Raw genomic sequence first — 22,918 nt, 5'->3', positions numbered from 1 at the left:
GCGACGACGCCGACGGTGATGAGCACGACCACGATGCCCTTGCCGATCAGGCCGTAGAGCAGCCATTTGGGCATCTGCGTATTGGGGTTCTTTTCCGTCATTCCTTGCTCTCCTTCGGCCACTCGCCGCCGGCGTCATGGTCAGGATGCTGGTAGGAGACGATCTCCAGCACGAAGGGCGCCTCTTCGGCATCCTCTTCCGTGCGGTGGCCGGGCAATTCTGCGAGATGATCGACGAAGTCGATCTTGCCCTCGGTGCCGAACTGCACCACCGGCGGCAGCAGCGACGGATCGTCAAAGGCGCCGGCGGCAATCGCCACGCCGTCCGGCGCCTCATAGGTCAGCGGCGTGCCGCAATTGTCGCAGAAACCGCGAAAGGCGAAATTCGACGAGCGGAACTTCTTCGGCTGACCGCGCGTCCATTCGAGCTCAGCCCCCCGCGTCGAGACCAGCGGCGCATAATAGGCGCCGAACGCCTTCTGGCACATCCGGCAATGGCAGATCGACGAGTCCTTCAGGACACCGCTGACCCGGAAGCGGACCGCGCCGCACTGGCATCCGCCGGTGTAGGTGGCTTCTGTCATGATGCGTCTCCTTTCCGGGTGACGTTGCCCCCCTCTGCCCTGCCGGGCATCTCCCCCACAAGGGGGGAGATCGACCAGGCCACCGCCATCCTCTCTGTCCCCATCAGAACCCTTGAGCCTGGCCGAAGACCAAGACAGGCAAAGCGCCTGAAGTCCCATTCGTAACCGCGAGCGCTTTGATTCGAGGGGGCCCGCGACGGTGCGGCGTCCCGATCTCCCCCCTTGTGGGGGAGATGCCCGGCAGGGCAGAGGGGGGCGATCCAGGTCGAGACGCCGACGGCACTCATTCCCTCTCCCTCCCAATCACGGCCAGGATATGCAGGCACACATTGTCGAGATCCCGAAGCACGTCTTCGTTCCAGAAACGCAGGACCGTCCACCCGTCCGCCTCGAGCCTTGCGGTGCGCGCGCGGTCGTAGGCGAGATCCAGGTCCTGCGCGTGCTGGGAGCCGTCGATCTCGACGACGAGATTTTGGGTCGGGCAGGCGAAATCGACGATAAATCCGGCAATCGGCACCTGCCGACGGAAGCTCAGCCCCATCAGCCGGTGAGCTCGGACAGCGTTCCAGAACCTCAATTCGGCCTCCGGCATGGCCTTGCGCATGCGCCGGGCGTTCTTCCTCCGCTGGGGCGGGATCGGTGTGTGCGGCATCGGCAATCCCCTCGCAGAAACACAGTCCGGCGAAGAGTGGAGCGAAAGGGAATGCGACTCAAGGGGCCGTTTTGACGAGGTGTTACCCCCCTCTGCCCTGCCGGGCATCTCCCCCACACGGGGGGAGATCGACCCGGCCGCCGCCCTCTCTGTCTCCTTCAGAACCGGTGGGCGCGGCCGAAGGCCACGAGAGGCAGGGCGCCCAAAGCCCCATTCGTTTCCGAGCGCGCGACGGTTCGATGAAGTTGGCGACGGCGCAACGTCCCGATCTCCCCTCTTGTGGGGGTGAGGCACGGTCGGCGTAGCCGAGCAATCGATCCGGTGAATCGATTGCAGGGCCGAACGCCCGGCAGGGCAGAGGGGGGTGTCGGCAAACGCCAGAACAAACATCCTACCGCTTGACCTCCCAGATGGTCACCCGCTCGCCGCTTTCCTTGTCCTTGCCGTCCTTGAGCTGGATGCCCTTGGCCAGGAGATCGTCGCGGATCTTGTCGGCCTCGGTGAAGTTCTTCGTCTTCAGCATTTCCAGGCGCATGGCGACAAGCGCTTCGACAGCGGCGGCGAGGTCGTCGCTCACCGCCACCTTCTTCGGCATGATGCCGAGCAGGGCGGCGCTGGCGGCGAATGTGCCGGCCTTCGACGCATCGGCATTGGCGGCCTGCGCAAGCGCGTGCAGCGCCTGCACTGCGGCGACCGTGTTGAGGTCGTCGGCCAGCGCGTCGATGATCGCCGGGTCCGGCTGTGCGTCACCGGCGTCTGCCGTCGGCCACCTGGCGAGAAGCCTTTCCGCCTCCTCCAGCCGCTTGACGGAAAAGTCGATCGGCTCGCGATAATGCGTCATCAGCATCGCAAGCCGGAGCACCTCACCCGGCCATTTACGGCCGCCGAACTTCTCCGTTTCCAGCAACTCGTTGATGGTGACGAAATTGCCCTCCGACTTCGACATCTTGCGGCCTTCGACCTGCAGGAAGCCGTTGTGCATCCAGACATTGGCCATGACGTCGGTGTCGAAGGCGCAGCAGGACTGGGCGATCTCGTTCTCATGATGCGGGAAGATGAGATCCAGCCCGCCGCCATGGATGTCGAACTGGTGCGGGCGGGCCTTGGCGCGCGGCGAAAGCCGGTCCTTGATTTCTTCCCAGAGATAGCGGTCCGACATGGCCGAGCATTCGATATGCCAGCCGGGGCGGCCGTGGATCGCCACCGTCTTGCCCTCGAAGGAGAAACTGGCGCTCCAGCCCGGCTCGGTGTCGGCCGACTGTTTCCACAACACGAAATCGCCGGGATTGGTCTTGTGGGCTTCGACCGCGATGCGGGCGCCGGCCTGCTGGTCTTCGAGCTTGCGCTTGGAGAGTTGACCGTAGTCGGCCATGGAGGCGGTGGCGAACAGCACCTCGTGACCCTCCGAACCGGAAGCCACGTAGGCGTGACCCTGATCCAGCAGCCGCTGGATGATGGCGATCATCTGGCCGATATTGTCGGTTGCCCGCGGCTCGACGGTGGGCTCGAGGCAACCGAGCGCCGCCACGTCGGCATGGAACTGGCTCTCGGTCTTGCCGGTGACGGCGCGGATGGCCTCGTTCAGCGTCATCGATCCGTCGGCGATCTGCGCACCGAAGTCGCGCAGCGCGCGGGCGTTGATCTTGTCGTCGACGTCGGTGATGTTGCGCACATAGGTGACGTGGCTTTCGCCGTAGACATGGCGCAGCAGGCGGTAGAGCACGTCAAAGACGATCACCGGGCGCGCATTGCCGATATGGGCGAAGTCGTAGACGGTCGGGCCGCAGACATACATGCGCACGTTGTCGGCATCGATCGGGGCGAAATCGACCTTGTCGCGCGTCAGTGTGTTGTAAAGCTTGAGGCTCGTCGCCATTCCAGTCTCCCAATAGCCAAATCGTCCGGCTGGACCGGGTCGTTTGTCATCTGGGACTTGATCAGGAGACGAAAACGGCCGGGCCAGCGTTTGCGCTAGCGAATAATAGTCCCGCAAATAATGCAGATGGTCGTTTTCATGGGGCGTGTTATGGCGCGGGCCGGGCCCGAGGTCAAGAGGCCGCCGCCGGCCCGGATCGCCGCGCCAGCAGCCCCTTGAACACGCTCCTCAAGGATAGACGTAGGAGAACGAGGCGCACATGTCGCCGCTGCTTTGCGGCACGTCCTGAGTGTCGAACATGGCGACGATGGTGACGTCGTCGGCGGCCCAGGAGGCGACGTAGGTCACGGCGCTCGCGCCGCAGAGCGTGTTCCCGTTGAGGAGTTCCGGCACGCTCGGATCCTTCACGCTGTAGACGGAGGCTGGAACATCTTCGCCGTCAACGACGAAGTGGTCGCCGACCAGCTCATCGAACTCGATCTTCTCGCCATTGGCAAAAACCATCTCGAAGTCGTCCATGCTGATGTCGCCGGTGATGGCGGTCGCGGTCGTGCTGAGCGCCACCAGGTCGTCGGCGAGGACGGGGCTCGCGGAAAGCAACAGGACGGCGGCATAGGTGAGGGCTTTCATTCCAGATATCTTCCCGGTTCCACAGTGACGGCAGACGCTAACTACATGTTCGGGCAAAGGAAAGGCATACGCAGCCGCCTAAGAGGGAAAACTCGGTGGAAAGCCGAAATGAGCCGGACCAATTTTGGCATCAGCGTGATTTGCCCGGGAGGGCGGCGTCGCTGTTCGCCGTCGCGGACAGGCGAGGCAGCCGCGAGGTATGACGGTGCGGCGGCGGAGGCGGGCGCCGTATAGGTTCGGCGCCGTGGTGCCTTCAGCGTAAGGGTTTCTCAATCAGCCGTCTTATAGGATGACGCCGCAAGGTCTCTTTGAGCGGACACTTATTTCAGCATGAACCATCTCTTGCATCTTCCGACCATCATGGTGATCCATGCGTGTTCGACGTTGATCTCAGCCTTGCTGATCGGAAACCTGTGGCGTCAGCGCAGGAGCAGCGTGCTGCTCGGCATCCTGACCTTCGCCGCTGCCATCGGATTTCTCGGGACGGTCGTGCATGCCATGCGCCCCATTGTGCCGTTCTGGATGTCCGCCGGGTTCGGGCTCGGAGCCGGCACGCTGGCGCTGGGCCTGTTCTGGCAGGCGATCGCCGTGTTCGAAGGCAAGCGCCCCAGCTACTTTCGGGCGACGGCGGGAACACTGATCTGGTTCGTGCTCTATCTGACGCCGATCTTCCACGCCTCGATCATGTTCCGCACGGCCGCCATCGCCCTGATCATGGGCACCTATTCGGTGCTCGGCGGGCGTGAGATCTGGCTTGGCATGCGGCGCGAGCCTCTGCCGTCGCGCAAGCTGGCCGCCGGGGTGCATTGCGCCCGCGGCGCCGTCTGGTATTCGGTGCTCGTCGGCTCCTTGCTGCTCGATCCGGCCTATAAGGCGCCCGGCGAATATGCCGACTGGTTCGTATTGGCATCGCTGCTGCAGACCCTGCTGGTCATGCTGTCGATCATCACGCTGCTTATCCTTGCCCTGGAGCGCGACGAGCGCGCAAGTCGCCTGGTCGCGGAACGCGATCCGCTGACCAATCTGCGCAATCGCCGCTCCTTCGTCGAGCATGCCGAGGCACTGCTGAAGCGAGAGAGCAATCCTTCAGCCCTGTTGCTCTTCGACATCGATCATTTCAAGCAGATCAACGACACATACGGCCACGCCGCCGGCGACAAGGTGCTGACGGAATTCGCCGCCATGCTGGAAGGGCGGATGCAGGCCAACTGGCTTCTCGCCCGCATCGGCGGCGAGGAGTTCGCCTGCCTCATCCCGAACGCCGGGACCGCCGACGCCGCCGACATTGCCGAGGCCATGCGCCGGGCCGTCGAATGCCTGCACACGACGATCGACGGACGGTTCGTTCCGGTTGCCGTCAGCATCGGGGTTGCCGCGACCGACGAGGTGACGCCGAGCCTCGATCCGCTGCTCGCAGCAGCCGACGTCGCGCTCTACCAGGCCAAGGCCGATGGCCGAAACGCCGTGCGCGTCCACCGGCCGGGCCAGTCCTTGCGCGACCTTCTCGCCGACGGCCATATGCACCCGCCCGCCGCCAACCAGACGCTGGCCTATGTCCGCGCGTCGAGGGCCAACCGCCTCGGTTGAGAACGGCATATTTTCACCGGCTGTCGGATGTATCATCCCTGCGGTGGTGAGACCGTCCGGTCTGACGTCGGTCTTGGAGAGAAGGGCGCCGCGGTGAGGAAATGGGTCAAGGCGATCAGCATCGGTACGGTGATTCTCGCGGCTGCATGCGCGGCCTACATGACGTATGAAACAGAAATGGCCCGCTTCAATCCGCCGTCGCTCGCAGACTACCCGATCCAGGGCATCGACGTCAGCCACCACCAGGGCGACATCGATTGGCCAAGGCTTGCGTCACTGCCGAATGTACGCTTCGCCATCATGAAGTCGACCGAGGGCGGCGATTTCAGGGACAAGAAGTTTGCCGAGAACTGGCGACGTGCGGGGGAGGCCGGCATCGTGCGCGGCGCCTATCACTTCTTCACCTTCTGCCGGCCGGGCAGGGATCAGGCAGAGAACGTGGTGGCCACCGTCCCGCCCGATCCGGCGGCACTACCCGTTGCTGTCGACATCGAGTTCCACGGCAATTGCGGCAAGGTGCCGGCGGTCGATGAATTGGCGAACGAGCTCAACGCCTTCATGGATGGGATCAAGGAAACATTCCCCGACAAGCCGATCTTCTACGTCACGCAGGAGGTCTACGACCGCTACCTGAGGGGAAACGAGAACCGTTTCCCCAAACACCATCTCTGGCTACGCAGCATTGCCCGCGAGCCGAAGCAAGAGGACTGCGGCCGCTGGTCGATCTGGCAGTTCGCCGACAACGGAAAGCTCGAGGGCATTCAGGGGTCCGGTCGACCTGAATGCCCTGTGCCCGTCGGAGACGGGATTTTCCCATCTGTTTTCCGCTTTGGAAGACGAGTGAGGCAGGCGAGGGCTGGCACCAGATGGGCATGAGCGGGGATCGAAGTGACCTGCATGATGGAGCGCAGACAATCCCACACCGACCTAATCTGGTTGCTCCGCTTCCATCCACTCCTGCATGGCATCAATGACATCGACTGTGGGATACTGGCGGATGTCGTCTTCTGCTGCACCCGCGGCGATTTCACGTTTCCAGTACCATTGCTGAAAGGTGGCATATTTACCGAGGATCAGCGCCGCACCGCGCTTGGGCGCTTCGGCCTGACGTATCAGCCAGGCACGGACTTTCTTGACGGCCACTTCATGATCGCGGTCATGGGACTCGATGTCCCATCCGGCAATGTCAGAGAGTGCCTTTTGATAGTCGTAGCGGCTTTCCCCAAGAATGAGGATCGACTTCTTCTGAAGTGCCCCTTCGCCGTAGCGCCTGCTTCCATGGTCCATGCCCAGTTCAAAAGGCATGTTCATGCGGGCGAACTCACCCACTGCACTGGAACGGCAGCGACTGAGATCGTGAATGCCGTATTTTGACGATCGAATGATTTCGGCAATCCGATCAAGTCGATTGGCGGCGTTATCCCCATTCTGCGGGGCGAGTCTCGGCGCGAAGCCCAAGAAGGTCACACAAAAGGCGACGGCCTGGAGAATGGGAGCATAGTCTTCGTCGAACGGGCAATTTATGAAAACTGATCTTTCGAACGCGGAAAGCACTTTCAACCCTTCGTCGGCAAGGGGTCGCTGCCATAGGTATTGCGTTCACGGATTCGGCCATCTTTGCCGTGAATATAGAGCTCTGTTTTGTGGGACTTCGCGATTTGCCGCGCAGTCTCTATGGCCTCAGCCTGTGTCTCGTGAACGCTACTCGCCCGGGACGAGCCAGAGGTCAGTACGCCCCACCTGCCCGAGCGGGGTACCACATGTTGTGCCTTTGCTTTCGTCATCTCGTCGCTCCAACCAGAGAAGTCAAACATAGCGGAGATCGAGGCTGACTACCAGAGGTGGTGCCTCACTCCGGCATCCGGTAGTCGACCAGCTTGTTCTCGCGCACGACGAACAGCTTGCCGGTTTCCGTGAGGTCGGGGCCGCAGAGCGGCAGGAGCCGGGCGGCGACTTCGGAAGGGTGCGGAACGGTGCTCGGGTCCTCGCCCGGCACGGCCTGCGCGCGCATGGCGGTGCGGGTCGCGCCCGGGTCGATCGACACGATGCGCAGCGGCAGGCGCTGGGTTTCGCCGGCCCAGGTGCGGGCCAGCGCCTCGACGGCGGCCTTGGAGGCGGAGTAGACGCCCCAGAACGGCCGGCACTTGTGGGCGGCGGCCGAGGACAGGATCAGCGCGCGGCCCTGGTCGGACTTGACGAGCAGCGGCTCGACCGAGCGGATCAGCCGCCAGGTGGCGGTGACGTTGATGGTCATCACCTTCTCGAACACCTTGGCCTCGATATGGCCGATCGGCGAGATGACGCCGAGCATGCCGGCATTGGCAACGAGAATGTCGAGCTTGCCCCAGCGCTCGTTGATCGAGCCGCCCAGCGCGTCGATCGCGTTCATGTCGGCAAGGTCGAAGGGAACGAGGGTGGCGCTGCCGCCGACGGCCTTGATTGCATCGTCCAGTTCTTCCAGGCCGCCGACCGTGCGGGCGCAGGCGATCACATGGGCGCCCGCCTTGGCGAGCTCGAGGGCGGTGAAAAAGCCGATGCCGCGTGAGGCGCCGGTGACGAGCGCGATACGGCCCTTCAAGTCAACTGTCATGGTGTCTGTCCTTGGAGCTCAGCCGTTGGTGGCCAGCATGGAGACCTTGCGGCCCATCTTCTCGCCTTCCTTGTCGAGCAGGCGGGTCGGGTAGTCGCCGGTGAAATAGTGGTCGGTGAACTGCGGCGCGGCGTTGTCGCGCGGCTTGCCGCCCACGGCGCGGTACAGTCCGTCGATCGACAGGAAGGCGAGCGAATCGGCGCCGATATACTTCGCCATCGCTTCCGGTCCGGCATACTGGTTGGCCAGCAGCTTGTCGGCGTCCGGCGTGTCGATGCCGTAGAAGTCGGGATGGAAGATCATCGGCGAGGCGACGCGGATATGCACTTCCTTGGCGCCGGCATCGCGGATCATCTGCACGATCTTCAGCGAGGTGGTCCCGCGCACGATCGAATCGTCGACCAGCACGACGCGCTTGCCTTCGATCATCGCCCGGTTGGCGGAATGCTTGAGCTTGACGCCGAAGGCGCGGATCTGCTGGGTCGGCTCGATGAAGGTGCGGCCGACATAGTGGTTGCGGATGATGCCGTATTCGAAGGGAATGCCGCTCGCCTGGGCATAGCCGAGCGCTGCCGGCGTGCCGCCGTCGGGAACGGGCACCACCACGTCGCCGTCGCACGGGGCTTCGGTCGCCAGATTGAGACCCATGGCCTTGCGGGTCTGGTAGACGTTGCGGCCGCCGACGACGCTGTCGGGACGGGCGAAGTAAACATATTCGAACAGGCAGAGCCGCTCCGGCTGCGGCTTGGCCGGCTTGCGGGCGTCGATGGTGATCGAACCGTCCGGCTGGATCTCGCAGATGATGACTTCGCCGTTTTCCACGTCGCGGACGAACTTGGCGCCGATGATGTCCAGCGCGCAGGTTTCCGAGCAGAAGATCGGCTTGCCGTCCAGATCGCCCATGACCAGCGGGCGGATGCCGATCGGGTCGCGGGCGGCAATCAGCTTGGTGCGGGTCATCGCCAGCATCGAATAGCCGCCTTCCATCTGGCGGATGGCGTCGATGAAGCGGTCGGCGGTCGACGAATGACGCGACCGGGCGATGAGGTGCAGCACCACTTCGGTGTCCGAGGTCGACTGACAGATGGCTCCCGTGGCGATGATCTGCCGGCGAAGCGTCAGGCCGTTGGTGAAGTTGCCGTTATGGGCAATCGCGATGCCGCCTTCTTCCAGTTCGGCAAACAGCGGCTGCACGTTGCGCAGCGCCACTTCGCCGGTGGTCGAATAGCGGGTGTGGCCGATGGCGGCCGAACCCGGCAGCTTCGCCAGCGTCGCCGGATTGGTATAGTGGTCGCCGACCAGGCCCATGTGCTTTTCGGTGTGGAACTGCCGCCCGTCGAAGGAGACGATGCCCGCCGCTTCCTGGCCGCGATGCTGCAGGGCATGCAGGCCGAGTGCGGTCAGGGTCGCCGCGTCGGTGTGGCCCAGAATGCCGAACACCCCGCATTCTTCATGGAGCGTGTCGTCTTCGAGACTCCATTCGGAACCGGAAAAAGCTGACTGAGACATGGAAGCAGGCCTTTGCTCGATCGGACAGATGTGCCGGGACGGCTTTAACACGGAAGCCGCCGGTCTGTCCTGATCCGGCGGCGTCCGCTTGTGGATTTCAAGGGCGCGGCCGAAGGCCGCAGCCTGGTCAGTTGTTGGCGGCCGGTGCGTCTTCGGCCGGTGCCTGTTCCGCGGGCGCCTGGTCGGCCGGCGCATCCGCGGCCGGGGCGTCTGCTGCGGGCTCTTCCTTGCCGAGGATGCGGGCGCGGATCTGCGGCTCGATGTCGGCCGGCAGGACCGCCTCAAGCTTCAGCACCAGCGTATCGAGGAACGGCTTGGACTTGGCATTGTTGACCCAGTCCGGGCGATGCTTGACGTCGATCAGCCAGTTCCAGAAGGCGACGGCCACGACCAGCAGCAGGATGCCGCGCGCCGCGCCGAACAGGAAGCCCAGCGTGCGGTCGAGCGCGCCGATGCGGCTGTCGATGATGAAGTCGGCGATGCGGCTGGTGATGAACGAGATGACGATCAGCGCGACCAGGAAGATGATGCCGGCCGAGCCGGCCATCGCGATACGGTCGTCGCTGGTGTAGTTCTTCACATAGGGAAGCAGCAGGGGATAGAGATAGTAGGCGGCGGCAACCGCGCCGGCCCAACTGGCGATCGAAAGGACTTCGCGCGAGAAACCGCGCACCATGGCGAGCACGGCCGAGAACAGCACGACGCCGATGACAATACCGTCAAAAATCGTAATGGGCATAAATACCAACTCCAAGACTTGCCGGCCTACGCCTGCTTGTTTGCCATCGCGACCGCTGCCGCCTTAAGCCGGCCGGGCCGGATTGGATCAGTCGCCGGCCTCTTCCGAACGCGCCTTCAGCCGGGAACCGGCAATCCGCGCCACGAGATCGGGCAGGCTCTCGACTTCATTCCACTTCCCCGCCGCTCCCTTCGGAAGCTCCGACGAGGCCGCGGGCAGTACAGCGGACGAGAAGCCGAGCTTTTCCGCTTCCTTCAGCCGCTGGGCCGTATGCGCAACCGGACGGACGGCGCCGGACAGGCTGACTTCGCCGAAATAGACGCAATCGGCGGGAAGGGCAAGACCGGCCAGTGACGAAACAAGGGCAGACGCGATCGCCATGTCCGCCGCCGGCTCAGAGATGCGGTATCCGCCGGCAACATTCAAGTAGACGTCGTGCTGTCCGAGCCGAACGCCGCAATGCGCCTCAAGCACGGCGAGGATCATGGCCAGCCGAGATGAGTCCCAGCCGACCACGGCGCGGCGCGGCGTGCCGAGCGTCGTCGGCGCGACCAGGGCCTGCACTTCGACCAGAACCGGACGCGTGCCCTCCATGCCGGCGAAGACTGCGGCGCCGGGCGATTTGGCATTGCGTTCGCCGAGGAAGAGTTCCGACGGGTTGGCGACCTCGCGCAGGCCCTTGTCCGACATTTCGAACACACCGATCTCGTCCGTCGGCCCGAAGCGGTTCTTCACGGTGCGCAGGATACGGTAATGATGCCCACGGTCGCCCTCGAAATAGAGCACGGCGTCGACCATGTGTTCGACCACACGCGGGCCGGCGATCTGACCGTCTTTCGTGACGTGGCCGACGAGCACCATGGTGGCGCCGGTCTGCTTGGCAAAGCGGATCATCGCCTGCACGCCGGTCCTGACCTGGGTGACGGTGCCCGGCGCGGATTCGGCCGTGTCGCTCCACAGCGTCTGGATCGAATCGATGATGACGAGATCTGGCCGCTTTCCTTCGGAGATGGTGGCGAGGATGTCCTCGACATTGGTCTCGGCGGCGAGCAGCACGTCGGTGTCGGCGGCGTGCAGACGCTGGGCGCGAAGTCGGACCTGCGCCACGGCCTCTTCGCCCGAGACGTAGATGACGCGGTGGCCCTTGCGCGACAGGGCAGCGGCCGCCTGCATCAGAAGCGTCGATTTGCCGATGCCCGGATCGCCGCCGATCAGAACGGCCGAGCCGCGCACGAAGCCGCCGCCGGTCGCCCGGTCGAGTTCGCCCATGCCGGTCGGGATGCGTGGCGCTTCCTCGATCTCGCCGGACAGCGAGGTGAGGGTGACCGGACGGCCCTTCTTCGGTGTCTTGCCCGGGCCGGAGCCGATGCCGCCCATCGGGTCTTCCTCGACGATGGTGTTCCACTCGCCGCAGCCGTCGCACTTGCCGGCCCAGCGGTTATGCACCGTGCCGCAGTTCTGGCAGATGAATTGGGTCTTCGCTTTCGCCATGCTGGAGATTCCCGCGTCCGCGTCGCAGCGGAACAAAAAGTGAATATCGATCTCTCAGTTAGGAGAAATCGCGGGAATGCGCAAGCCGGTCACGCGAGTCCTTAAAGCGCGTCGATATAGCGCCGCTCGTAGCGCAGGCCGAGCCCGGTCAGCAGCTCGTAGCCGATCGTGCCGGCGGCGCGGGCGACCTCGTCGATCGGCATGTTGGCACCGAACAGCTCGATATAGTCACCGGCGGAAATGGCGTTCGGCGGAACATCGGTTACGTCGAAGATCGTCAGGTCCATGGTAACGCGGCCGGCGACCGGGACCTTGTGGCCGGCGACGAAACCACATGCGCCGGCAATACCGGTGTCGCGGAGCGGCACGCCGCTGCCGGACAGCGAACGCAGATAGCCGTCGGCATAACCGGCCGAGACGATGGCCAGCCGGCTGTCGCGGGCAAGCCTGCAGGTCCCGCCATAGCTCACCGGTTCTCCGGCCTTGGCTTCGCGGATCTGCAGGATGCGGGCCTCGGCGGTCGCCACCGGCCGCATCGGGTTCTTCACGCCATTGACCGCCTCGCCGCCGTAAAGCGCGATGCCGGGCCGGGTCAGGTCGAAGTGGTATTCGGCGCCGAGGAAAGTTCCAGCGGAAGCTGAAAGGCTTGAATCGATGCCTTCGAAGGCGGCGCTAACCCTGCGGAATGATTCCAGTTGCCGGCGGTTCATCGGCGAGGCCGGATCATCGCCGCAGGCAAGGTGGCTGAGCACCAGCACCGGCGACAGGCTGGCCGGACGCGACACGTCGTCGGCGAGCGCCAGCGCATCTTCGAGCGGCAGGCCGAGGCGGTTGAAGCCGGTATCGACATGCAGGGCGCAGGGGTGATCGCCGTGCTCGGCGACGACTGACATCCAGAAGGCAAGCTGTTCCTGCGAGGCGATGACCGGCACCAGATCATGCTCGAAGAACACGGCTTCCATTCCGGGCCAGATGCCGGAGAGAACGAAGATCCGCGCCTCGGGCGCATAGGCGCGCAGCGTCGCGCCTTCGGCCGGGACTGCGACGAAGAAATCGCGTGCGCCGGCATGGTAGAGCGTCTGGCCGACATCCTCGATGCCGAGGCCATAGGCATCCGCCTTGACCACGGCCGCGGTGCGCGCCGTGCCGGAGCGCCGGGCCATGTCCCGCCAATTGTCCGCGAGGGCGGAAAGATCGATGGTTAGCCGCAGCGGGGAGGCGAGGAATTCATCGGAGGCGTCGGTAAGATCGAAGGCGGCAGACATTTTGAAATCGGAAACCACGTGTCATGAAAGAACTGGCCGGACCCTAGCACTTTTCTTCAAGACTGGAATGCTCGGAGCGGGTATAATTTTGCAATGCACAATGTTTCGCAGAGGGATGCGGCGGACGACATGCCGCTGACGCCGACCGAACGCACCAGCTTCTGGCGCGACGGGCGGTTCGGCGGCATGGAATGTCTGAGCGCCACCTTCCAGACCCATGCCTATGCGCCGCATGCCCATGACACCTTCTCCATTGGCGCGATCGAGAGCGGCAGCCAGATCGCCCGCATCCGCGGCGCCCGCGAGGAGACGGGCCCCGGCTGCCTCTACCTGATCAACCCGGAGGTCGTGCATGACGGAGCGCCCGGCCCGGGCGGCTATCGCTATCGGATGATCTATCCGAGCGAGGCGCTGTTTCGCGACGTGCTGGAGGAAGTGACCGGCAAGGCATGTCGCTCGACGCCGAGCTTCGCGCGCGAACTGCCGCAGGACGCCGAACTGGCAAGGGTTTTTCACCGCGCCCACCGGGCGCTCGAGGAGAATGTCGGTGCCCTCGAAGCGGAGGAGAGCATGTACAGCGTGCTCGCGGCGCTTTTCCTGCGTCACGGAAGCGAGCAGCGCGCGCCGATCGAGACGCGCGAGCGCACCGCCGTCTGGCGCGCCCGCGACTATCTCACCGAGCACTTCGCGACGGATATCGGCCTGGAGGAATTAGCGGGCATCGCCGGTCTGTCGCGCGCCCATCTGATCCGCGCCTTCCGCAAGGAATTCCACATCACCCCGCACGCCTTCCTGACCGACATCCGCATCCGTCGGGCGCGGGCACTGCTTTGCCTCGGCCGAAGCCCGGCCGACGTCGCCTTCGCCTGCGGCTTTGCCGACCAGGCGCATTTCACCCGCCACTTCAAGGCGCGCGTCGGCGTCACGCCCGGCCAGTTTCGCAAAGCCTGATCACTTTCGTTCAAGACCGGCACGGCCGTCGCCCCTAGAAGGCGCGTCAAAGGTTTTGATGGGAAAGTGGAATGCCGACAGAACACTCATCCGCGCAGGAATTTCTCCAGGGGCTGCGGCGCATGGCGCCGCTCATCATTGCCGTCCTGCCGGTCGGCATGGTGTTCGGCGCGGTCGCCGCGACCAAGGGGCTGTCGACGCCCGAAATTGCCCTGATGAGCGCGCTCGTCTTCGCCGGCGGTTCGCAGTTCGTCGCCATGGACATCTGGACCCATCCGGCGAGCTGGACGGCCGTCGGCTTTGCTGCGCTTCTGGTCAATGTGCGCCATGTGCTGATGGGAGCCTCGATCGCCGGCAAGATGGGGGCCTTCAGTGGCATGCAGAAGGGCGTCTCGCTGCTCTTCCTGGCCGACGAGATATGGGCGATGTCGGAATTCCGGGCCCGCGAGGCGCGTCTGACGCCGGCCTGGTACGCCGGCGTGGTCGGGATTTTCTACATCGCCTGGGTTCTGGCCAGCGTCCTCGGCGGCCTGCTTGGCCGTTTCGTCGGAGATCCGGCGGTCATCGGCCTCGACTTTGCCTTCCCTGCCGTCTTCATCGTGCTGGTGACCGGCTTCTGGAAGGGCAGGGAGACCGGCATCGTGCTGGTCGCCAGTGCGCTGAGCGCGCTTGCCGTCCATCATCTCGTACCCGGCGTCTGGTACATCGCGGCCGGTGCGGCCGGCGGCCTGCTGGCGGCAGCCTTCAGCCGAAATCCGGAGGGAGACGTTCGATGAGTCTCGATCTTGCGACGCTCGCGGCCATCCTCGCCATGGCCGGCGCCACGATGATGACCCGGCTGGCCGGGCTGGTCGTGCTGAAGTTCGCGACGCTGACGCCCCGCGCGCGGCGCATGCTGGACGCCATTCCGCCCGCGGTGATGGTGGCCGTCGTCACGCCGACGGCGCTTGCGACCGGCCCCGCCGAGAGCCTGGCCTGTGCCGTCACGGCCCTTGCCGCCCTCCGGCTGCCGATGCTTGCGGCCGCCACAGCGGGGGTGGCGACCGTCGCGCTGATGCGCCTGGCCGGTCTTTGAGGTGCCTCACGGCTCCTGGTATTCGACGAAGCTCGGATCGGCGAGGTCGGCGAAGCGGGTGAACTCCGACTGGAAGGCGAGCTTGACGGTGCCGGTCGGTCCGTGGCGCTGCTTGGCGATGATGACGTCGGCCGTACCCTTGACCTTGTCCATCAGCGCTTCCCATTCCGGATATTTCGGATCGGCGAGATCGCGCGGCTCGGCATTCTTCACATAGTATTCCTCGCGGAACACGAAGAGCACGACGTCGGCGTCCTGCTCGATCGAGCCGGATTCGCGAAGGTCGGACAGCTGCGGGCGCTTGTCGTCTCGGCTTTCGACGCCGCGCGACAGCTGCGACAGCGCGATGATCGGCACGTTCAGTTCCTTGCCGAGCGCCTTCAGGCCCGTGGTGATCTGGGTGATTTCCTGCACGCGGTTTTCGCCCGCCTTGCCGGTGCCGGTCATCAGCTGGATATAGTCGACCACCAGGCAGTCGAGGCCGCGCTGGCGCTTGAGGCGACGGGCACGGGCGGAGAGCTGGGCGATGGAAATACCACCGGTCTGGTCGATGAACAGCGGCACCTTCTGCATCATCTGGCTGCAGGCGACCAGCTTCTCGAAATCGGCCTCGGTGATGTCGCCGCGGCGGATCTTCGACGACGAGACTTCCGTCTGTTCGGAAATGATACGGGTGGCGAGCTGTTCGGACGACATTTCCAGCGAATAGAAGCCGACGACGCCGCCGTTCTTCGCCTTGAACGAGCCGTCCGGCATGATCTCCGGCTCGTAGGCCGCCGCGATGTTGTAGGCGATATTGGTGGCGAGCGAGGTTTTGCCCATGCCGGGACGTCCCGCAAGCACGATCAAGTCGGAACGCTGCAGGCCGCCCATCTTGCCGTCGAGCGACATGATGCCGGTGGAGATGCCGGACAGGTGACCGTCGCGTTCGAAGGCGGCCCCCGCCATGTCGATCGCCTGGGCCACCGCATCGTTGAACGACTGGAAACCGCCGTCATAGCGGCCGTTTTCGGCCAGCGCGAAGAGGCGGCGCTCGGTGTCCTCGATCTGCGCCTGCGGCGGCATGTCGAGCGGCGCATCATAGGCGATGTTAACGACGTCCTCGCCGATCTGGATCAGCGCGCGGCGGAGCGCGAGGTCGTAGATGGCCCGGCCATAGTCCTCGGCATTGATGATGGTGACCGCTTCCGACGCGAGGCGCGCGAGGTATTGCGCAACGGTGAAATCGCCGACCTTCTGGTCGGACGGCAGGAAGGTCTTGATGGTGACCGGGTTGGCGGTCTTGCCCATGCGAATGATTTCCGAAGCGACCTCGAAGATCTTGCGGTGCAGGGGCTCGTAGAGGTGATCCGGCTTGAGGAAGTCGGAGACGCGGTAATAGGCGTCGTTGTTGACGAGGATCGCACCCAGCAGCGCCTGTTCGGCTTCGATATTGTTCGGCGCTTCCCGGTAGTGGGGTTCGGCCGGCTGGATTGGGGCTATCTTGCGCGCAGCATCGTTCATCGCGGGCTACCGTCTTTTCTTCTCGGGAATGTCTATCTTGTTGGCCTTAGGATTTGGCGGCTGGCTCGGTGCGAGTCAACTTCAATCGAGCGCGTCGGACTTGTCCCCTTTTATCCACAGGGGTCAGGGAAAAATCGGCGCGCCCGCTGACGAAAGAGCTTGCACAAGCATTTGCCGCACGAATCGCCAAGCATCATGGAATCATATCCCAAAGGCGCGAGAGCGGCGCAAATACTTCGGCCGCCCACCCTTGCGCCGCAGGCGGGCGGCCAAACAAAAACGCCCGGGTCGAAAGACCCGGGCGTTTTTTCAGCATTGACTGATGCTTATTCTTCGTCGCCGTCGCGGTCAGCGTCCGGATCGAAGAAGTCTTCCGGACGAAGCGCGTCTTCGTCAACGCCGTAGATGGCGTCGGCCGAGGTGAGGCTTTCGCCCTTGGCCTGGCGCTCGGCTTCTTCGCCCGAACGGGCAACGTTGAGCTCGACCGAGATTTCGACTTCGGCATGCAGGTGGATGACAACCTTGTGCAGGCCGATGGTCTTGATCGGGGTATTCAGCTCGACCTGGTTGCGGCCGATGACGAAGTTCTCGGCGCCGAGGATCTCGACGACGTCACGAGCGGCGACCGAACCGTAGAGCTGGCCGGTTTCGCCAGCCGAACGGACGACGATGAAGGACTTGCCGTCGAGAACGTCGGCAACCTTCTGGGCTTCGGACTTGCGCTCGAGGTTGCGGGCTTCGAGCGTTGCGCGCTCGGCGTCGAAACGGGCCTTGTTGGCGGCGTTGGCGCGCAGCGCCTTGCCGAGCGGCAGGAGGTAGTTACGGGCAAAGCCGTCACGAACCTTTACCGTCTCGCCCATCTGGCCGAGCTTGGCGATGCGTTCAAGAAGAATGACTTCCATTTTTCTGTTCCTTTCAGTTTGAGTTCAAGATTTGGAATTGTCGGTTTCGGCCTTGCGGGCCGGGGTCAGGGCCACGGTTCGCCGCGTGTCGGCGAGCCCGAGGACGAGAATGACGAAGGCGGGCAGCACCATCGGTGTCGCGATATAGGCGAGCACGAGGACCGGCAGGCGCCAGTCCTTGCCGCGGGTGCGAAGGTGTAGCGCGCCGAAGCCGGCGAGCAGGAAACCCGCGCCGAAGGTGCCGCAAATGGTTGCGCCGATCAGCGCCGGAACACCGCCGACGAAACAGGCGACGATGCCGGCGAGAAAGACGAAGGTCGCGTTGCGGTTCATGCGAAGCGACGAAGGCAGGTCCTCGCGCGGGCGAAGCGCCCGGCCGGAGGCGCTGACGACGCGCATGGCGATGTAATAGGCGGCAAACAGCATCAGCACCCACATGCCGCCCTGGACGATCGGCAGCAGCAGCACCATCATGCCCTTGATCTGTTCGATCGAGGCCGGGTCGGCGGCGAGCGTCGGATCCCGTTCGGCGACCGATGCCATGAGCAGGTCGATCATCTGGCCGGTGAGTTCCGGGCCATAGCCGATCATCACGCCGAGGAAGATCACGGCGACCGACACCAGTGCGCAGAGATGCAGCAGGATGTCGGAGAGCGGATACCATGCCATCAGGTCGTCCGGGCCGCCGATCTCGGAGGCGGGGCGGGCCAGATTGGCGAGGTGGCTGAGCCAGCCGGCCGGCAGCAGGGTGAAGATCGCCATGGCGACGGCAAACAGGGGGGAAATGACGAGCGCGCCGATGAGCGCCGCGGTGGCGACGGCGGCGATGGCCGCGACATTGCCCCAGCCGAGGCCGACAATCAGCACGGGGAGGGCGGAGGCCGCATAAAGGATGGAGGAAAAAGACGGCTGCGCGTTCGCGCCCAGCACCAGCAGGGCGGCGGTAAGACCGGCGATCAGGCCGATCAGCAGCAGTTGTCCATTTACCTGTTTCACGTTCGCTGTCCTGCTGGTTCAAGCAGTTAGGGGAAAAGCCGGATTCAGATCCTGAAGTCCGTCCCCAACATGGGATTTCACCTGAGGTCGTTCATGCTTCGGATGAAGGCGCCCGACCTTGGGCATGGGTTCCGATCCGCGCCCAACGCGGAAGGGATGAAGCCCGCCGGCAAAGGCCGGCAGGCTTCGGATCAGATTACGCTACGACGTAGGGCAGCAGGCCGAGGAAGCGGGCGCGCTTGATGGCCTGGGCCAGTTCGCGCTGCTTCTTCTGGGAAACTGCAGTGATACGCGAAGGAACGATCTTGCCGCGCTCGGAAATGTAGCGCTGCAGGAGACGGACGTCCTTGTAGTCGATCTTCGGTGCGTTTGCGCCCGAGAAGGGGCAGGTCTTGCGACGACGATGGAACGGACGGCGTGCCGGAGCAGAGGATGCATCAGCCATTGTGTTTTCTCCTATTGCTCGAAATTACGCGCGGTCTTCGCGCGGACGACGCTCGAAGCCGCCTTCGCGCGGACCACGGTCCGGACGCGGGCCACGATCGCGATCGCCGAAGCTGCGCTCCGGACGGTCGCCGTCACGACGCGGACGGTCGTCACGGTCACGCTTCTGCATCATGGCAGACGGGCCTTCTTCGTGGGCTTCCACGGCGATGGTCATGTAACGAAGAATGTCTTCGTTGATGCGCATCTGGCGTTCCATTTCGTGGATCGCTGCACCCGGAGCTTCGATGTCCATCAGGGCGTAGTGAGCCTTGCGGTTCTTCTTGATGCGGTAGGTGAGGGACTTGAGACCCCAGTTTTCTACGCGCCCGACCTTGCCGCCATTCGCTTCGATAACACCCTTGTACTGTTCGACGAGGGCATCAACCTGCTGTGCGGACATATCCTGCCGGGCAAGGAATACATGTTCGTAAAGAGCCATTGTAAGCTTTGCCTTTCTTGCGGTTGTCATCACCCGGATCCGGCGCTAAGCCTCAACGACTGCTCCTGTTTGGGAAACCCAAGGCAAGAAAAGCTGTTGTATCGAGACGGTCGAGAGCGGAGACACGGGAGGCCGGAACCTCTCCTGGTTCCTGCGGCATCCTCATCGGATACCGGCCCTCCGTTCAGCCACCAGCCATGAGACCGGGTGTTGTGAACAGCGCGCTTATACGGATTTTCGGCGCGATAGCAAGGCCAGTCCGGGAAAAACCGCTCAAACAGCCGCTTTCGCCTTCTTCCACTTGCGGATGCGCGCCCGCGCATTGGCATAGGGCGAGGCGGTGTTGAACTGGATCATCCGCCCGAGCGTCCATTGCTTGTACCAGCCACGCCCGTAAAGCGCGTCGTCGTCCAGGCGCTCGACGAGCGCCATCAGCCGCGCATGAGTGGCTCTCAGCCTTTCGAGGCGGTCGGAAAAGTCCAGACCCTGCTGATCGCGATAGAATTTCTGCGCCAGCGCGCCGAGTTCGTTCCATTTGTAGCCGGTTTCCGGGAAATCCGGCTCCAGGCCCCGGTCACGCAGTTTCATCCATTTCAGCACCAGTTCGCCCCAGCCGTCGAGATAGGCGACGAGGTCGTTGACGCTCATCGTCGTGCCCCGGGCATGGCCTTCCATGCCCGGATGCTGCGCTTCCTCGGGATCGATCGTCGAAAGCTCGGCCTCCAGCCTGGCAAAGCCCTGCTTCATCGCGTCCAGAAGTTGGGCCTTGTTGGTCGGAACGGCCACGGTGCCGCCTCAGATCGGCGCCGGATAGACCCGGTGCACCTTGCTGATCTCCTTCAGAATCTCGTCCGACAGCGTGATGTCGGCCGCGGCGATATCCGTCTTCAACTGATCCATCGTCGTCGCACCGATGATCACCGAAGCCATGAAGGGGCGGGTCAGGCAGAAGGCGATCGCCAGCTGCGATGGGTCGATGCCGTGCTTTTTCGCCATGTCGACATAGGCGCGAACCGCGGGTTCCTGCAGCGGCTGCAGGCGGCCGCCGAGATCGCCGTTGATCGCGCCGCGCGAGCCGGCCGGTTTCCGGCCGTCGAGATATTTGCCGCTGAGAAGTCCGGCGGCGAGCGGCGAATAGGCGAGAAGGCCGACGTCCTCGTGGTGGGAAAGCTCGGCCATGTCGAGATCGTAGTGGCGGTAGAGCAGGTTGTATTCGTTCTGCACGGTCGCAACGCGCGGCAGGCCGTTTGCCTCGGCGAGCGCGATGAACTTCTGCGTGCCCCAGGTCGTCTCGTTGGACAGGCCGATGGCGCGGATCTTGCCGGCCTTGACGCATTCGTCGAGCGCCTCGAGCTTCTCGTTCATGTCGGCAAGCGCACGCTCGCGATCCTGTCTGTAGGGATTGTAGGTCCAGGCCTGGCGGAAGTGGAAATGCCCGCGGTTCGGCCAGTGGATCTGGTAGAGGTCGATATAGTCCGTCTGCAGGCGCTTCAGGCTGGCGTCTACCGCCTCGCGGATCGAAGCGCCGGTGATCGGCTTGCCTTCGCGGATATAGGGCCGGCCGGCACCGGCGACCTTGGTGGCGAGCACCACGTCCTTGCGCTTGCCGCTCTTGGCGAACCAGTTGCCGATGATCGTCTCGGTCAGCGCATAGGTCTCGGGCGACAGCGGCGTGGTCGGGTAGAGTTCGGCGGTGTCGAAGAAATTGACGCCACGTTCGACGGCATAGTCCATCTGTTCGAAGGCTTCGGCCTCGGTGTTCTGCGAACCCCAGGTCATGGTGCCGAGGCAGATTTCGGAGACGGATATGCCGGTGCGGCCGAGTATATTGTGCTTCATGAAAAGGGATTCCGATGGTTGAGACGGCCAGAGGCCTTGGGGGCGCTCCAAATCTAAGGCGGTTTTGGCGGATCGCAAGCCGTCATCGACCGCTTTCCGGAGTGTGCAGTCCTGCGCTCGTCACTCTTCGGGCCGAAAGAGAGAATTCGCTCAAAGGTGGTAATCGGGCTTTCATCGTTCGCGCATATCAGACGATTTTTCGCCGTGGGTATGGCGTCAGAGGGCGGGACGCGTGGAACGAGCAAGGATTGCCTCAAACATATTTGCCCTGATCTGCACCTCGTTGCTGACGGGTCTGCTGCTGCACGATATGTTGGCAGACAAGCGCGCCGCCGAGCATCTGTTGAAGGTCGGGACGGTGACACCTGCGCTGGCGGCCAAAGCCAAGGTCACGGGCGGGAGACGGTGTCGCTACCGCATCGACTATTCGTTTCGCGCCGATGACGGCCGGCAGATGTCCCACCGCGCGGATCTGCGTTGCGAGCGGGAAGGCTGGTTCTTCGCCAAGCCGGTCCCCCTGCCGGATGTGCTTGAGGTTGTCTACGAGAAAGGTAATCCGGTCAATTTCCGTCTGATGCTGGAGATCAAAAGGGCGGTGGAGCCACAATTTTATATGGTAGTAGTGTGCTTCTTCCTGGGGTGGCTCCTGTTCTTCAAGCTCGCCAGTCGGGTAATTGCCTGGGCGGTGAAACTGCCTTGATGATAGACCGATAACAGCGCGCGGCGTGCTCCGTGGTTGTGCATCAGGGCCGCTCCATTGGCCGCCAGACTTGACTTGCAAGGCAAGAATGTGAATTGAGAGGCCTCAAAATGAGGCTATTCAGCGAGGCATCCATGAGCATTGCATTCACATTCCCCGGCCAGGGCAGTCAGGCCGTCGGCATGGGCAAGGAGCTTGCCGAAACCTATGCTGAAGCGAAGGCGGTCTTCGCGGAAGTCGACGAGGCGTTGGGCGAAAAGCTTTCCGCCACCATGTTCGATGGCCCGGAAGAGACCTTGACCCTGACCGCCAACGCCCAGCCGGCCTTGATGGCCGTCTCGATGGCCGTGATCCGCGTCATGCAGGCCCGCGGCCTCGACCTCAAGTCCAAGGTATCCTTCGTCGCCGGCCATTCGCTCGGCGAATATTCGGCACTCTGTGCCGCCGGCACCTTCTCGCTCGCCGACACCGCGCGCCTCCTGCGCATCCGCGGCAATGCCATGCAGGCCGCCGTTCCGGTCGGCGAGGGCGCCATGGCGGCGATCATCGGCCTCGAGCACGGCGATGTGCAGGCAGTCTGCCAGGACGCTTCGTCGGCCGGCCCCTGCCAGATCGCCAACGACAATGGCGGCGGCCAGCTGGTCATCTCCGGCGCCAAGGCCGCGGTCGAGAAGGCAGCTGCCCTTGCCACCGAAAAGGGCGCCAAGCGCGCCATCATGCTGCCGGTCTCGGCACCCTTCCATTCGGCCCTGATGGCCCCTGCCGCAGACGCCATGCGCGAGGCACTGGCCAAGGTCGAGAAGCACAACCCGGTCGCGCCGCTGATCGCCAATGTGCGCGCCGCCCCCGTCACCGATGCCGGTGAAATCGCCGACCTCCTGGTCGAGCAGGTGACCGGCCAGGTGCGCTGGCGCGAGACGGTCGAATGGTTCGGTGCCAACGGCGTCACGACGCTGTATGAAATCGGCTCCGGCAAGGTGCTGACCGGGCTTGCCCGCCGCATCGACAAGAACATCAGCGGCGTTGCCGTCAATTCTGCAGCCGACATCGACGCGGCGCTTGCCGCGCTTCTCGGCTGATTGTCTGGATGATCTGGAACAAGGAA

General features: G+C 63.9%; 24 protein-coding genes and 1 pseudogene. 7 read left to right on the top strand and 18 right to left on the bottom strand.

Annotation, left to right across the window (positions count from 1 at the left end; all coding sequences use genetic code 11):
- Positions 1 to 97: 97 nt before the first annotated feature.
- The 4 genes from L867_RS0106570 to L867_RS0106555 form a co-directional block, all read right to left on the bottom strand.
- Positions 98 to 583, bottom strand: a complete 486-nt coding sequence (locus tag L867_RS0106570; RefSeq protein ID WP_028736138.1) for a GFA family protein — start codon at positions 581 to 583, stop codon at positions 98 to 100.
- Positions 584 to 866: 283 nt separating this feature from the next.
- On the bottom strand, positions 867 to 1,235 hold the full coding sequence (locus tag L867_RS0106565) for an endonuclease domain-containing protein (protein ID WP_084638473.1): 369 nt from the start codon (positions 1,233 to 1,235) through the stop codon (positions 867 to 869).
- A 391-nt stretch (positions 1,236 to 1,626) separates the two neighbouring features.
- Complete coding sequence (gene cysS, locus L867_RS0106560; protein WP_028736136.1) at positions 1,627 to 3,111, bottom strand: cysteine--tRNA ligase; 1,485 nt, start codon at positions 3,109 to 3,111, stop codon at positions 1,627 to 1,629.
- 228 nt (positions 3,112 to 3,339) lie between these two features.
- Entirely contained in the window at positions 3,340 to 3,741 is a 402-nt protein-coding gene (locus L867_RS0106555) for a hypothetical protein (RefSeq protein WP_028736135.1), read from the bottom strand.
- A gap of 330 nt (positions 3,742 to 4,071) precedes the next feature.
- Between L867_RS0106555 and L867_RS26355 the strand changes: the two genes are divergently transcribed.
- Together L867_RS26355 and L867_RS24720 are read left to right on the top strand one after the other, a co-directional pair.
- Complete coding sequence (locus tag L867_RS26355; protein WP_084638472.1) at positions 4,072 to 5,328, top strand: GGDEF domain-containing protein; 1,257 nt, start codon at positions 4,072 to 4,074, stop codon at positions 5,326 to 5,328.
- 93 nt (positions 5,329 to 5,421) lie between these two features.
- Positions 5,422 to 6,172 (top strand): annotated as a pseudogene (locus L867_RS24720) (glycoside hydrolase family 25 protein).
- A gap of 83 nt (positions 6,173 to 6,255) precedes the next feature.
- On the opposite strand, the gene L867_RS27915 reads toward L867_RS24720, so the two are convergent.
- The 7 genes from L867_RS27915 to alr all read right to left on the bottom strand — a co-directional run bounded on the left by L867_RS27915 (position 6,256) and on the right by alr (position 12,922).
- Positions 6,256 to 6,888 carry a hypothetical protein gene (locus tag L867_RS27915; RefSeq protein ID WP_156951553.1) on the bottom strand — a complete coding sequence of 211 codons (633 nt, stop codon included), beginning with the start codon at positions 6,886 to 6,888 and terminating at the stop codon, positions 6,256 to 6,258.
- On the bottom strand, positions 6,885 to 7,112 hold the full coding sequence (locus L867_RS24710) for a DUF2188 domain-containing protein (protein ID WP_037172807.1): 228 nt from the start codon (positions 7,110 to 7,112) through the stop codon (positions 6,885 to 6,887). The genes L867_RS27915 and L867_RS24710 overlap by 4 nt, the downstream gene beginning before the upstream one ends.
- Before the next feature lie 65 nt (positions 7,113 to 7,177).
- A complete protein-coding gene (locus L867_RS24705) occupies positions 7,178 to 7,918 on the bottom strand; it encodes an SDR family NAD(P)-dependent oxidoreductase (RefSeq protein WP_037172684.1) in 741 nt (246 codons plus the stop codon).
- 18 nt (positions 7,919 to 7,936) lie between these two features.
- On the bottom strand, positions 7,937 to 9,427 hold the full coding sequence (gene purF / locus L867_RS0106520) for an amidophosphoribosyltransferase (RefSeq protein ID WP_028736133.1): 1,491 nt from the start codon (positions 9,425 to 9,427) through the stop codon (positions 7,937 to 7,939).
- A gap of 127 nt (positions 9,428 to 9,554) precedes the next feature.
- Complete coding sequence (locus L867_RS0106515) at positions 9,555 to 10,166, bottom strand: CvpA family protein (RefSeq protein WP_028736132.1); 612 nt, start codon at positions 10,164 to 10,166, stop codon at positions 9,555 to 9,557.
- 87 nt (positions 10,167 to 10,253) lie between these two features.
- A complete protein-coding gene (radA, locus tag L867_RS0106510; RefSeq protein WP_028736131.1) occupies positions 10,254 to 11,657 on the bottom strand; it encodes a DNA repair protein RadA in 1,404 nt (467 codons plus the stop codon).
- A 101-nt stretch (positions 11,658 to 11,758) separates the two neighbouring features.
- Entirely contained in the window at positions 11,759 to 12,922 is a 1,164-nt protein-coding gene (alr, locus tag L867_RS0106505) for an alanine racemase (RefSeq protein ID WP_028736130.1), read from the bottom strand.
- A gap of 93 nt (positions 12,923 to 13,015) precedes the next feature.
- Between alr and L867_RS0106500 the strand changes: the two genes are divergently transcribed.
- The 3 genes from L867_RS0106500 (at position 13,016) to L867_RS0106490 (ending at position 14,948) form a co-directional block, all read left to right on the top strand.
- Positions 13,016 to 13,873 (top strand): AraC family transcriptional regulator, encoded by an 858-nt coding sequence (locus L867_RS0106500; protein WP_028736129.1) that lies wholly within the window; start codon positions 13,016 to 13,018, stop codon positions 13,871 to 13,873.
- A 71-nt stretch (positions 13,874 to 13,944) separates the two neighbouring features.
- On the top strand, positions 13,945 to 14,649 hold the full coding sequence (locus tag L867_RS0106495; RefSeq protein ID WP_028736128.1) for an AzlC family ABC transporter permease: 705 nt from the start codon (positions 13,945 to 13,947) through the stop codon (positions 14,647 to 14,649).
- Complete coding sequence (locus L867_RS0106490) at positions 14,646 to 14,948, top strand: AzlD family protein (protein WP_028736127.1); 303 nt, start codon at positions 14,646 to 14,648, stop codon at positions 14,946 to 14,948. The genes L867_RS0106495 and L867_RS0106490 overlap by 4 nt, the downstream gene beginning before the upstream one ends.
- Positions 14,949 to 14,954: 6 nt before the next feature.
- Here L867_RS0106490 and L867_RS0106485 read toward each other — a convergent pair whose 3' ends face one another.
- From L867_RS0106485 to L867_RS0106455, 7 genes are all read right to left on the bottom strand, one after another.
- Positions 14,955 to 16,451 carry a replicative DNA helicase gene (locus L867_RS0106485; protein ID WP_028736126.1) on the bottom strand — a complete coding sequence of 499 codons (1,497 nt, stop codon included), beginning with the start codon at positions 16,449 to 16,451 and terminating at the stop codon, positions 14,955 to 14,957.
- Between the two features lie 326 nt (positions 16,452 to 16,777).
- A complete protein-coding gene (gene rplI / locus L867_RS0106480) occupies positions 16,778 to 17,353 on the bottom strand; it encodes a 50S ribosomal protein L9 (protein WP_028736125.1) in 576 nt (191 codons plus the stop codon).
- A gap of 24 nt (positions 17,354 to 17,377) precedes the next feature.
- Entirely contained in the window at positions 17,378 to 18,349 is a 972-nt protein-coding gene (locus tag L867_RS0106475; protein WP_028736124.1) for a YybS family protein, read from the bottom strand.
- A 196-nt stretch (positions 18,350 to 18,545) separates the two neighbouring features.
- Positions 18,546 to 18,794 carry a 30S ribosomal protein S18 gene (gene rpsR, locus L867_RS0106470; protein ID WP_028736123.1) on the bottom strand — a complete coding sequence of 83 codons (249 nt, stop codon included), beginning with the start codon at positions 18,792 to 18,794 and terminating at the stop codon, positions 18,546 to 18,548.
- A gap of 24 nt (positions 18,795 to 18,818) precedes the next feature.
- Positions 18,819 to 19,274, bottom strand: a complete 456-nt coding sequence (gene rpsF, locus L867_RS0106465) for a 30S ribosomal protein S6 (protein WP_028736122.1) — start codon at positions 19,272 to 19,274, stop codon at positions 18,819 to 18,821.
- A 273-nt stretch (positions 19,275 to 19,547) separates the two neighbouring features.
- Positions 19,548 to 20,060: a ClbS/DfsB family four-helix bundle protein gene (locus L867_RS0106460; RefSeq protein ID WP_028736121.1), complete on the bottom strand. Its 513-nt coding sequence runs from the start codon at positions 20,058 to 20,060 to the stop codon at positions 19,548 to 19,550.
- 9 nt (positions 20,061 to 20,069) lie between these two features.
- Positions 20,070 to 21,113, bottom strand: a complete 1,044-nt coding sequence (locus L867_RS0106455) for an aldo/keto reductase (protein ID WP_028736120.1) — start codon at positions 21,111 to 21,113, stop codon at positions 20,070 to 20,072.
- 232 nt (positions 21,114 to 21,345) lie between these two features.
- Between L867_RS0106455 and L867_RS0106450 the strand changes: the two genes are divergently transcribed.
- Both L867_RS0106450 and fabD read left to right on the top strand, forming a co-directional pair.
- Positions 21,346 to 21,813 (top strand): hypothetical protein, encoded by a 468-nt coding sequence (locus tag L867_RS0106450; RefSeq protein ID WP_146086589.1) that lies wholly within the window; start codon positions 21,346 to 21,348, stop codon positions 21,811 to 21,813.
- A 134-nt stretch (positions 21,814 to 21,947) separates the two neighbouring features.
- Positions 21,948 to 22,892 (top strand): ACP S-malonyltransferase, encoded by a 945-nt coding sequence (fabD, locus tag L867_RS0106445; RefSeq protein WP_028736118.1) that lies wholly within the window; start codon positions 21,948 to 21,950, stop codon positions 22,890 to 22,892.
- Positions 22,893 to 22,918: the final 26 nt, after the last annotated feature.

Origin of the sequence: Paenirhizobium selenitireducens ATCC BAA-1503, from assembly GCF_000518785.1 — a bacterium.
GTDB classification, from domain to species: Bacteria; Pseudomonadota; Alphaproteobacteria; order Rhizobiales; family Rhizobiaceae; genus Allorhizobium; species Allorhizobium selenitireducens.
This window is presented reverse-complemented; position numbering and strand designations above follow the sequence as displayed.